At 38.6% G+C, this 12,156-nt stretch carries 11 protein-coding genes; 6 read left to right on the top strand and 5 right to left on the bottom strand.

The window, feature by feature from the left end:
• Positions 1-82: 82 nt before the first annotated feature.
• Positions 83-658, bottom strand: coding sequence for a chemotaxis protein CheB (locus tag OKW21_RS11715; RefSeq protein ID WP_277479647.1), 576 nt, complete (start codon positions 656-658; stop codon positions 83-85).
• Between the two features lie 268 nt (positions 659-926).
• Between OKW21_RS11715 and OKW21_RS11710 the strand changes: the two genes are divergently transcribed.
• The 5 genes from OKW21_RS11710 to OKW21_RS11690 all read left to right on the top strand — a co-directional run bounded on the left by OKW21_RS11710 (position 927) and on the right by OKW21_RS11690 (position 6,548).
• Complete coding sequence (locus OKW21_RS11710; protein ID WP_277479646.1) at positions 927-2,162, top strand: glycoside hydrolase family 18 protein; 1,236 nt, start codon at positions 927-929, stop codon at positions 2,160-2,162.
• A 228-nt stretch (positions 2,163-2,390) separates the two neighbouring features.
• Positions 2,391-3,116, top strand: a complete 726-nt coding sequence (locus OKW21_RS11705) for a tetratricopeptide repeat protein (protein ID WP_277479645.1) — start codon at positions 2,391-2,393, stop codon at positions 3,114-3,116.
• A 180-nt stretch (positions 3,117-3,296) separates the two neighbouring features.
• Positions 3,297-4,781 carry a glycoside hydrolase family 140 protein gene (locus tag OKW21_RS11700; RefSeq protein WP_277479644.1) on the top strand — a complete coding sequence of 495 codons (1,485 nt, stop codon included), beginning with the start codon at positions 3,297-3,299 and terminating at the stop codon, positions 4,779-4,781.
• Between the two features lie 134 nt (positions 4,782-4,915).
• Positions 4,916-5,554, top strand: coding sequence for a CatB-related O-acetyltransferase (locus OKW21_RS11695; RefSeq protein WP_277479643.1), 639 nt, complete (start codon positions 4,916-4,918; stop codon positions 5,552-5,554).
• A gap of 46 nt (positions 5,555-5,600) precedes the next feature.
• A complete protein-coding gene (locus tag OKW21_RS11690; RefSeq protein WP_277479642.1) occupies positions 5,601-6,548 on the top strand; it encodes a nitrilase family protein in 948 nt (315 codons plus the stop codon).
• An 81-nt stretch (positions 6,549-6,629) separates the two neighbouring features.
• On the opposite strand, the gene OKW21_RS11685 is transcribed toward OKW21_RS11690, so the two are convergent.
• Together OKW21_RS11685 and OKW21_RS11680 are read right to left on the bottom strand one after the other, a co-directional pair.
• A complete protein-coding gene (locus tag OKW21_RS11685) occupies positions 6,630-7,781 on the bottom strand; it encodes an alkaline phosphatase family protein (RefSeq protein WP_277479641.1) in 1,152 nt (383 codons plus the stop codon).
• Positions 7,782-7,969: 188 nt separating this feature from the next.
• Positions 7,970-9,370: an aminopeptidase P family protein gene (locus OKW21_RS11680; protein ID WP_277479639.1), complete on the bottom strand. Its 1,401-nt coding sequence runs from the start codon at positions 9,368-9,370 to the stop codon at positions 7,970-7,972.
• Positions 9,371-9,673: 303 nt separating this feature from the next.
• On the opposite strand from OKW21_RS11680, the gene OKW21_RS11675 reads away from it, so the two are divergent.
• A complete protein-coding gene (locus tag OKW21_RS11675; protein WP_277478775.1) occupies positions 9,674-10,525 on the top strand; it encodes an HARBI1 family protein in 852 nt (283 codons plus the stop codon).
• Between the two features lie 254 nt (positions 10,526-10,779).
• Here OKW21_RS11675 and OKW21_RS11670 read toward each other — a convergent pair whose 3' ends face one another.
• Positions 10,780-11,730: an IS3 family transposase gene (locus OKW21_RS11670; RefSeq protein WP_277479638.1), complete on the bottom strand. Its 951-nt coding sequence runs from the start codon at positions 11,728-11,730 to the stop codon at positions 10,780-10,782.
• A 1-nt stretch (position 11,731) separates the two neighbouring features.
• Positions 11,732-12,145 carry a transposase gene (locus OKW21_RS11665; RefSeq protein ID WP_277479637.1) on the bottom strand — a complete coding sequence of 138 codons (414 nt, stop codon included), beginning with the start codon at positions 12,143-12,145 and terminating at the stop codon, positions 11,732-11,734.
• Between the last annotated feature and the right edge of the window lie 11 nt (positions 12,146-12,156).

The following is a 12,156-nucleotide window of genomic DNA, read 5'->3' as shown; positions in this document are numbered from 1 at the left end:
CTTTAATGTGATTTGACTGAAGAACAAAAAATGGCTATTTGTGTTTTTTCAGGCGATTAAATTGATAATAAAAACACTTGTTTTATCTCAAACTTTGAGAAATTTCTAAAAGTATTTTTGCCAGTTCTTCTCGTTTCTCTACCGCTACTGGGTTGTCTGCGTCAATGACATTGGCGGGTAAAAATTGAAACTCTGCTGATTGTGGAGACTGTACTAATACTTTTCCTCCTTCTTCATAAATACGGACACATCCTTTCGTGCCATCATTACCTCCACCAGAAAGTATAACTCCTATAGCTTTATGTTGCCGCTCCTCAGCCAGTGATGTAAAAAAAGTATCAATTGCATAATTTACTACTTCCTCTTCTCTACGATCCTGTAAGTACAGATGATTATCCCATATTTTCACGTACTGGTTAGATTTCAGTAAATAAATATGATCAGGTTGGATAATGATACTGTCCTCAACATAAGTCAGATCAAGATTAGTAGAGGGCTCAAGTATATCTTTAAGGCGGTTTCGTTGACGACGTTGCAGATGTTGTACCACTACAAATGATAGTCCGCTACCCAGCGGTATATTTTCAAATAAACGCTTCAGAGGCGGTATTCCTCCGGCTGAATATCCGATACCTACTACTAAAATATCATCAGTCATTATTATGGATTAAAAGATTCTGGTATTTTGGTGAACTGACAATCATATTATTTAGGGATATAGAATAACTCTGATATTTATATAATTTCAAGTTAGTGATTATAAACTTTGTAAAAGAATGACTACTGCTTTAATCTTAATTTTAGGCAGAGGCATTCAGGTAGAAAAAAAATCCTCCATTTGCCATCAATCCGGTATTGGTAATAAGCCCTGTCGCTATTTAATTCGTCAGGCACAATGATCATGTAACTTAAACTAGTTTTCAAACATGTTAAAATATGTATCTTGTTTTATTCTGACCTTTGCTATTTTTTGGCTTTCAGCTTGTCATTCTTCTCAAACTGAAAAGCAGGAAGCTTCGGTACATCATTCACCTATCAATATCATGGCTTATTATGTGCCCAGAGATGATTTTAAAGCAGAAGATCTTCTCCTTGAGCAACTCACACACATCATCTACTCATTCTCCAAAGTAGTAGATGGTGAAATGGGCTTTACTGATGAACGCGCTCCTGAGAAACTCAGCAGACTGGTTGCTGCTAAAGCAAATCATCCTCATCTGAAAGTAATGCTTGCCTGTGGAGGATGGACTGCCGGAGGCTTCTCTGATATGTCAGTCACAGCAGAAGGAAGAGCAAAGTTTGTTCGCAGCACAATGGAATTAATTAATCAATATCAACTGGATGGTATTGATATGGACTGGGAGTATCCCGCTATCGGTTCTGCCGGCATAGACTTCAGGCGGGAGGACAAACAAAATTTTACCTTGCTCATGAAAGAATTGCGAGAAGCGATGGACGATATAAATCCCGAGCTTATCCTGACTTTTGCATCAGCGGGCTGGCAGCGCTATTACGATCACATTGAGCTTAGCGAGGTAATGAAGTATGCAGATTATATGAATGTGATGACCTATGATGCGGTAGGGGGAAGTACACCCTATACCGCCCATCATACCGGGTTAGGAATGATCACTGATGATGATATTAAAGACCAGCCATTTTACGAATATGTGGTGGAAAGAAGAGCTCAAGCAGATGAAGGACAAAGTTTATATCAGCCCCGTTCAGCAGAAAGGATAATCAACTACTGTATCAAACAAGGGGTAGACCCACAACAGATTGTCATTGGTGGTGCATTCTACGGCAGAGCCTGGAAAGGGGTTCCACCGCAAAATCATGGACTTTATCAGCCCAACAAAGGCGTACATACCGGCTGGGCGACCTATGAGATTATTCGTGATAAATACGAAAATAAAAATGGTTTCACTCGTTATTGGGATGAAACGGCCAAAGCACCTTACTTATACAATCCTACGGACAGCATTTTTATTTCCTATGATGATACACTTTCTCTAAAGCTTAAAACCGAGTTTGCTATTGAGAATGAACTGGGGGGGATTATGTTTTGGCAATTAGATAGTGACACCAAAGGCGAAAAAAGTTTATTAAACGCAATCTATAGTACAGCCATGAAAGAGAGCGCAATGACAAAACAGGAATAAGTCTATAATTACAATTTACTTAATAAGGCTTCAATTTTATGTTCTGCAGGGATGGTATGCTTCCATTTTTGTTTTACAAGGCTGTATAATACTACATACGTATGTAAAGCCTTTTCTTACCAGTAAATAATAATACGCATCATACTACCTTGAGACGCATCTATCAATTAACAATGATCAGTTTGTTGTTGATACAAACCGCAAGTTTAATGGTATTAAGAGGTGTTTATGAGAGTTTTAGCTTTTAGTCTTTTCTTTTTCAGTGTTTCATTTGTACAAGCTCAACAAGAAGTATTATTAGATGTTGAAGCAGCTTTCAAAGCAAAAAATTATAGAAAAGTAATCAACTTCACTGAAGCTTATTTACATGTAAACCCACCGGTGGATACTGTTCAGCTTAAGCTGCTCCATTTAAAATCAAGAGCTCACCGATATCTGGAAGAATACAATTATTCTTTTTACACTTACGTTGATATTTTAAAAAAATATCCATCTGACAGATTAACACTCATTCATTTGGGATATATGTTTGGTGAAGCCGGAAATTTTTACACAGCTTTCTATTTTTTAGAAAAATTGAGAAAATACCACCCAAACGATCCGGTAGGTACCCTTAACTTATCCTATTACAACAATGGTTTGGGTATGCACGAAAAAGCAATAGCTTACGCTGATAGCACCTTGCAACTTGCTCAAGATTCATTGACAATTGGTGCAGCCTGGAATAATCGCTGCTTTGCTAATATTCAGCTCGGAAACCTGGAAACAGCGGTACAGGAGCTAAAAACATCATTATCTTATTATCCCCTCAATTCACATGCTTACAAGAATCTGGCGCTGATTCATATTGAAACCGAAAACAGTGAAGAGGCTTGTAATGCGCTGGAGATGTCCAGAATGCTGGGAGGCGTAAGCATTACAAATCAACTGAGAAAAGAATACTGTGGTAATTAAGAAGAGTGTAACCGGTACATTGATCTGACTTCTTAGCATGCCTGAGTGAGAATTGCAATCATGTCCTGCTGTTGTGATTTTCTAGCTTTTAATAATTGCATTGTTTAGCCTTATTGTGATTGTTTAGGTTTTCATTATTCTATATCTTAATCAATTTACCTGATGCTAGATTAGAAATCAATGATTAACAATAACCTATTAGACAAAAGCGCTATTTACTATTTTTTCGTATCATTATCTTTTTTTGTATGTAGCTGCAGCAGTTTCTTTTCTGAAAACGATCATTTACCCATACTAAAAGTTTCTGAAAATCAAAGGTACTTAGAATACCACAACGGAGACCCGTTTTTCTGGCTCGGTGACACAAGCTGGGGCATGTCAGAGTGGCTCAATCGTGAGGATGTAGTAGCGTATATGGATCAGAGAAAGGCTCAGGGCTATAATGTAATACAGCTTTGTCTGTTCTGGGGGAAGCGTGAAGATGATCCGGTCAATTTTACGACCAATCCACAGAATGCATACGGACATAAAGCTTTTGCTGAAGTTGATGGGAAACCTGATCCTACAAAACCATGGGTAGTTGAAGGGGGAAGCCCTGCAAATCCAAATGACTATTGGGACCATGTAGATTTCATTATTAAGGAAGCAAGTGAAAGAGATATCATGCTTGCAATACTGCCGGTCTGGGGTAGAAGGTATGTAAATGCCAGTCATAGTAAATTTTCAGCTGAAGTATTTACTGCCAGTGATATGCATGCTTACGGCAAATTTTTAGGGGAAAGATATCGTAATGAAAACCATCTGATCTGGCTTATGGGAGGAGATGTCAAAGCTGATGATGGGGGTGATTATCTTGGTCATTATCGTGCAATGGTGGAAGGAATACTTAATGGAATCACAGACGAGACTGTTTCCTGGAACGAAGAAAGCCCACTTTGGGATTTTGCTTTGATGAGCTATCATCCGGATGGCGCACCTTACCTTAACTCCTCCGATTGGTTTCATAAAGACGCCTGGCTTGATTTTAATATGATTGAGACTTTTACCAATGTTAATGATGTATATGCATCTGTGTTGGAAGACTATAGAATCACTGACCCTATTAAGCCTACGGTAATGGGTGAACCGGGCTACGAGGGGTTTCCTATCAAAAATAGCGATGCTGTGATTTCTGCAGTTCAGATACGTAGACAGGCATATCAATCTATCTTTGCTGGCGCTGCGGGTTATACATATGGAGGATTTCGTGACTCTTTAAACAATGGACCACTTTTTAGTCCTTTTGAAGGTTGGCAGGATATGTTGGAAATGGAAGGTGCAGTAACCATGGTACATTTCAAAAATTTTTGCCTTGATAACCATTGGCCAGATTGGAAACCAATTCATGGAATTATAGGGCAGAAGGAAGATGAAGGAGAATTGAGAAAAGTGGCGGTGAGGTCCAAAAAAAATAATCAGCTTTATATTTATTTTCCTGATAATACTGCTGCTAGTTTAAATGTCTCTCAATTGTTCAAACCCGTTAAGCCTGTTTATAAGAAGTGGTACAATACTGTGAGGGGAACGTATACCCAAGCTGTAGAAGTAAGCATTGAAAATGAGTTGATTATCGCTCAGCCTCCCAAAGGCTGGACAGATGCTATATTAATGCTCAGTGACAGCTAAGTTTATTCATTTATATTTTCAATGAGAATATCGCTCTATAAAAGTTACAAATAATTAGATTTATTTAAATCCAACTTACCCCTGACTTTCTTATTTTGGCTGGAAGCTAAAAAAGTACTATAAACTTTTGTAAGATGAACGGACCTGATAAACATATTAAGTTTCCTCTCAAGGATTATCATCGCCTTTGCTTTCTGAAAAACATCATTACAAATCCTAACATTATAGTGGGGGACTATACTTATTATGATGATTTTGAAAATGTAGAAAATTTTGAAAAAAATGTTAAATATCTTTTTGATTTTATCGGCGACAAATTGATAATCGGCAAGTTTTGTATGATCGCCTCTGATGTTACCTTTATTATGAATGGTGCCAACCATTTAACAGATGCAATTTCCACCTACCCATTTGCTATCTTTGGGAATGGCTGGGAAGGAGCAATGGAGGGAAAAACCTATCCAAATAAAGGAAACACTGTGGTTGGTAATGATGTATGGATAGGGTATGGGGTAACTGTAATGCCAGGTGTAAAAATTGGTGATGGAGCTATAATTGCTTCACAATCAGTGCTTACCAAAGATGTAGCTCCTTATTCGGTTGTAGGTGGGAATCCTGTCCAATTCATTAAAAAACGATTTCCTAATGAGCAAATTGATAAACTTTTACAAATTCGCTGGTGGGATTGGGATATAGAAAAGATTACGCAAAACGTAAGTCATATTAGTAATAATGATATAGAATTGCTGCAAAAAGTAGCCGAAATAAAGTAAACATCAAAAATAAGGGAGAAGAACACTAAGAAATAATATTCAAACCATGTCTGATATTCGTATTGCGGTAGCACAGTTTGAGCCAAAAGATGGTGATAAAACTTATAATTTATCGGTAATAGACAAGCTAACATCTGAAGCTAAGAGCAAGGGCGCAGAAGTCGTTTGTTTTCATGAGTTATCAATTACCGCTTATACTTTTTTGAAAGACCTGACGCTAGTTCAAATCAGATCTTTGTCCGAAAAAGTACCAGATGGAAAAAGTTGTCAGGCGCTAATTGATATTGCTAAAAAGCATGATGTAACCATTCTCGCCGGTTTGGTAGAAAATGATGATGAGTCATTATTCAATACATATGTGTGCGTGGATGGCGCAGGACTAAAAGCAAGATTCAGAAAAATACACCCTTTCATCAGCAAATATTTAGCTTCCGGAGATGAGTATGTGGTCTTTGAGATCAAAGGTTGGAAATGTGGTATTTTGATTTGCTACGACAATAATGTGATTGAAAATGTAAGAGCTACCACATTATTGGGGGCGGAGATAATATTTGCGCCTCATGTAACAGCCTGCACACCATCAGCCATGCCAGGTAGAGGTTATGTTGATGACAAGTTATGGCAAAACAGAAAAAAAGATCCGGTTCCACTCCGTCAGGAGTTTGATGGCCCCAAGGGTAGGGGATGGTTGCTAAGGTGGCTTCCTGCTCGGGCTTACGATAATGGTGTCTATTATGCATTTACCAACCCAATAGGTTACGATGGAGAACATCTTAAAAATGGTAATGCTATGCTCCTTGATCCCTATGGGGAAATTCTAAGCGAAGTCAGAAGTTTTGAGGATGCAATAACAACAGCCACACTTACCAAAGAAAAGTTGACTCTTGCGGGTGGATATCGCTACCGTAACGCAAGAAAGCCCGAACTATATGGTGAAATATTAAGTGCCGCTCATCAATCTAAAACTAAACCCGTTTGGATGAAAAATGACTAATAGTGAAATATGTAAGAGTGCTGGAAATAAATTTTTCTTTTTATAGCCTGCTGCTTATTTATAAATCAAGATGAAAGGCTATCATTTACCAGTCCTGATATTTCTTTTAAAGGCTTTACTTAAAGGCGATCCACTTTTTTGCGCTGGCTGATAATTTACTTTCAGAAATTCGGCAAGGGTGGGAGCTATTTGGTTTGTGTAATACTGTCCGGCAATTTCCTCTTTGCTGAGAACTGGCGTATCCGGACCCATTATCGCTATCCAGACTTCATCAGAACCTTTAACATCATCACCATGACTTTTCCAGCTATCCAACGGAACAGTACCTCTTCCATGATCCGTGGTGATGATGAGCGTGGTCTTATCTTTATATTGCTCAGTAGATTGAATAAAATCCCATAACTGCCTGATAAACATGTCAGTACGATGCGCTGCTTTAAGGTATTCATCATATTTACCATCATGGGCAAAATCGTCAGTTTCACCATAGGCCATATAGAGGACGCGGGGCTGTGCTCTTTGAAGATACTCCATGGCATAATGATGCGTAAAGGCGTCAAACCGTACTGTCGACCAGTGTCCGGGAAGCTGTGGCTGAAGTTTATTCAGAATTTTTTCAAGTTCGGTAAGATTATTACCCTCTACATTTTCGTAGCCTGCATTGACCGGTATTCCTGATCTTGCTTCGTTGATGATGTATGGAAATACATCCCAGGATCCAAAGGCAGCAACTTTATCTTTATACCTTTCTTTTTGGTTGATATATTCCAGAACAGTTTGATTCCGGTTTGGCTTTTTGTCATTGCTATCAATACGCTGATCCCCAAAACCGCTCAATATTTCGTTATAGCCTGGATATGAAAACCAATAGGTATTTGTAAGGTTAGCCTTTGAGTTTGCATCACGGTTCCCATAAAGCTGTCCTTCTTTTTCAATCACCTTGGTAAAAAAAGGCATCAGCGCCTCTCTTCTTTCATTGATGGCATTTTTCCAGAATAAAGTTTTAAGCTCGCTACTGTCGCTTACATAATCGGCATGGGCAATGAGTAATGGGTCTGCTCCTCTGAAAACTTCCTGCCAGCGAAGGCCGTCCAATGTGATCAGGATGATGTTTTCAGTTGCGTTTTGCTTTTGCGCAAAAGCTGGAAAAAGAATAAAACTTAATAAAAATATAACACTTAGCGCATATTTACAGCGCTTAAAGAGTAGGCTAGGTGACTTGAACAAAAACATTAGAATGTACGGTTAGCGTATTTATAGTGGGTTAAGGTTTTAAATCATTCTTAAAAACCCTCAAGTATAAATATATCTAAATTTGATAGGAATAGAAATGGCAGAGCGACACGCTTGTCTTTGTTAAATAAGCTTAACATAAACATGTTGTCAAAATCCAGAATCAGGGGCTATTCCTTTTTTTTAATTCAACTTCTTAAATCCTCTATTTCTTCTGCTTTTAATGGAAGATAGTCCCCTAATTTGCGGCTTCCCTCTTTTGTGATGAGAAAATTATCTTCAATGCGGATTCCGCCAAAATCACGAATACTGTTTAACTTTTCGTAATTGATAAAATCAATGTACTTCATTTCTGCCTGCCAGCGGTCAATCAATTCAGGGATAATATAAATCCCCGGTTCAACAGTAATTGTTTGTCCAATTTCAAGCGCTTTGCCCAAGCGAAGAGATTTAAGACCAAAGACGCTACTCTTTTTTACGGATTCATCATAGCCTACATATTCTTCACCCAGATCTTCCATATCATGAACATCTAAGCCAATCATATGACCCAGGCCACACTGAAAAAACATGGTATGCGCACCGGCTTCAACTGCCTCTTTGGATTTACCTTTCATAAACCCTAACGCTACCAATCCACTGACCAGTTTTTCAGCAGCCAGCAAATGGATATCTCGGAATGGTTTTCCAGGTATTAAAGACTTTACAGCATGCTCATAAGCATCCAAAACGATATTGTACATATCTTTTTGTAATGAAGAAAATTTATTGCTAACCGGAAAAGTGCGGGTCAGGTCAGCGGCATAGTGCATTGTATTCTCTGCTCCGGCATCCATTAAAACCATATTACCATCTTTCAAGCTATTGCCATAATAGTGGTTGTGTAAAGTCTGTCCGTTGATGGTCAATATGACGGGATAGGCAACATCGCCTCCACAGGCAATTGCCTTTCCTTTCACTTTTCCTACAAGTTCATACTCTCTCATTCCAGCTTTTGCTGATTGAATGGCTAATAGATGCATCTGATTAGAGATGTTAATAGCTTTTTCCATTTCATTAACTTCCTCATTACTTTTGTAGGAACGTTGAGCAATGACTGCCCGAATTAAGTCCTGCGCTACCTTTTGGTTTATGGAGGAAATAGGTATATCTAATAAGTGATGAAGTTTATGAATTCTTTCTTCTCGGTAGGGCGGTAAAAATCTAATGTTACGTGATTTATCTTGAGCTTTTTGAAGAAATACTTTCAAATCTTTTGTAGATGATGAATGCTTAATCCCAGCCATTTTAGCTCTTTCAGCAACAGTAGGGAGAGGACCGGTCCAGATAATTTGATCCATAGAGACATCATCTCCAAACAAAATTTCTTTTTCACCATCCAGATCGATCAGCATTACCAGGTCAGGAGTATCTATGCCTGTATAATACAAAAAAGTACTATCCTGCCGAAAGGGATACCAATTATCACTAAAATTCATGCTACTTTCACCATTACCAAACAACAAGACCAAACCATCCTGAAACTGCTCAGACAACTTTTGCCTTCTTTTTTGATAAGTAAGCATATCAAACCTTTTTAAGCTATTCATAAGTTTTTTATTTATAAATTATTTGACCTTTCTATTGCTGAACCAACTACATATATATTTGATTTAATCCAATCTTATTATTTATGAAGCTATTTTGGCTCTATTTTCATATTGAGTTGTACAGGTGATAGAGTTTGAAAATTTAGGAAATTATCAAAATAACCATTAGAGAATATTACGGTTGATTTTACAGGGGAATGAAAAAGGGCTATTCGCTGTCAATTAATTATGACAAAAACAAACAGCTTACTGAACAGCCCTATACAATTTAACGCAATAACTGGCTTAAGCCAAAAGGAATTCATGGATTTATTATACCATTTTGCGCCAATAGTTGAAGAACATTATCGTCATCACGATATGAAAGGGCAACGTCGCAAGATGGTACGCTATCAGGAACGAAGTGACAGTAGTTTGACCGGTCCGGTCAATAAGTTACTTTTTATTCTTAGCTACATGAAAGAAAATCCCAACCAAGCATACCATGGAGTGATGTTCTCTATGAGTCAGGGAAAAGTTAGTTTATGGGTAAATCAGCTATCTTTTTTACTTGAAGAAGCTTTAAAGAAAATGGGTAAAATGCCCCATCGTGAAGTGAATAAGTTCTATAATTTCCTCTATGCCTACGTTGAATTGGTTATGTTTATGGATGTAGTGGAACGCAGGATAGGCCGTTCACCAGATTACCAAGTTCAGAAAGATCACTATAGCGGAAAAAAAGGGTGCCATACTTTGAAAAATCTGTTGATTGCCAACCTTGAAGGAGAGCTTATTTACTTAGGAGAAACTTTTGAAGGTAGCGTACATGATAAATCCATGTATGATCAGGCAGAACTTAAGTTTCCTGACCATCGGATCGCCGAGCGATGGCATAGTCTATGGGTGGACTTGGGTTTCCTGGGCCTTAAGGCAGAAGGCGTAGAAGTTTACATGCCTGAGAAGAAGCCCAAAGGAAAAGAACTTTCCAACTTCCAAAAAGAGCTGAATACACTCATTGCAAGTATTAGGGTTAAGGTGGAGCATGCTATTGCTGGAGTAAAAAGACTAAAAATTATTAGGAATCAGGTCAGAATACACGGATGGCAGAAAAGGGATAGGATGATGTATATCGCCTGTGGATTGCACAACCTCAGATGTCAGCGCTGGGCTACATAAAAAACTAACCGTAATAAACTCTATTGTGTATTGATTTTTTATTGAGAGCCATATAAAATTTGTTTGGTATAGCCTCGATGAAGAAGCCGTCATGTAATTTCGCGAAAGGAGGCATCTGTAATTCATCTCACATATTTTAAACTGTAACAGTTTACATTTACAATAATTTCTTCGTCTTCATATTTGTCGAGAAAGTTGCAATGAGTATAAGCAGCTCAGTAAAAATGGTGATTCCCTGAAACTACTCCACAGATTTAAGATAGATTTATGGTCATTTTTTTCTTTTCACCGGCTGCATTTCTTTGAGATTTCTTCTTTACCCTATAGCCATTTTTCTTCCAGACCCTTGGGATAGGACCTGTTAAGTTTTCAGCATCCACAGGATACATCATGTTGATGCTTCTGTGCGGTCTTTCAGTGTTATAAATCCGGACTGCCTTCTTAATGGCTTTCTGAGCCAGTTCAAACCTGGGATATCCAGGGCGGAGCAATTCATCCTTAAGAATACCGTTGATTCGCTCGGCTATCGGATTCTCATACGACTCTTTAGCCATGCTGATATCTACCTGGTGCTTTTCTAACAGACTCACATATTCTCTACAGCAGTATTGTATTCCACGATCTGAGTGGTGAATCAATCGGGTAGGGGAGTCAGCTCTGATGCGCCTGGGAATGGAAGATAAAGCTATTTTGAGTGCTTCAACCGGCCCTTCAGCTCTCAGGCTGGGCTGCAAAGACCATCCCATGATCTTGTGAGAATAAGCATCGGTAATTAAGCTTAGATAACTCCATCCATTTCCTGTTCTTATGTACGTGATGTCGCTGCACCAGACCAGATTAGGCCTGAGCACATCCATATCCTTCACCAGGTTCGGATATTTATAAAAGTGATGCTTAGAATATGTAGTTCTGCTGCCAGATCTGCCTCTTTTAGGCAGCAAATGATAGGCTCTCAGCAAATCATAGAGCTTATCTCTACCCATTTTAATGGCATGCTCTTTCAAAAATGGCTGAATCTTTAGGTATACTTTTTCGGTGCCTAACTTTGGCTGATCTTTCCTTATTAGACGTACTTCATTTAATACCAATGCTTCCTGAAGACAACGTTCGTTGACCCTTTTTTCGGCCTTGTAGAAGGCACTCCTTGACACCCCAAACAGCCGACAAGTTTTCTCTACACTATGCAGAGGAAACTCTCGGATCACTTCATTGGCTGTCGCTCGGCGATCCGATTGGGACCAGACTTTTTTCTGATTGGAATCTTGAACTGTTCTTCAGCGATCTCGATCGCGCGGCGACCGTCATAATCTCATAAGCTCTGGCTTTTACTTTTTCATCTTGGTAAGCTTTTTCAGTAGCAGCTAATCTGGCTTTGAGTGCTTTAATTTCTTCCTGGGGAGACTTTTTAGCTTTCATAGGAAAAGAATTTAGCGGTGATAAAATGCGATGCTTATAGTAGCTACGGCGCCATTGCCTAATCAATTTAAGCGATACACCGTACTTTTCACAGACCTGATACTCAGTGAGCAGGCCAATATTTATTTTCTCAATAATTTGTCGTCTGAGGCGGTAAGAAAAATATAACTTTTTGGATAAAGTCCCTAAGTTGCTCTGTTTCATAGCTTTTTAAT

Source organism: Catalinimonas alkaloidigena, from assembly GCF_029504655.1.
In the GTDB taxonomy this organism is placed as follows: Bacteria; Bacteroidota; Bacteroidia; order Cytophagales; family Cyclobacteriaceae; genus Catalinimonas; species Catalinimonas alkaloidigena.
Note: the sequence above shows the minus strand (reverse complement) of the source record. Positions and strands in the feature narration are given on the sequence as shown.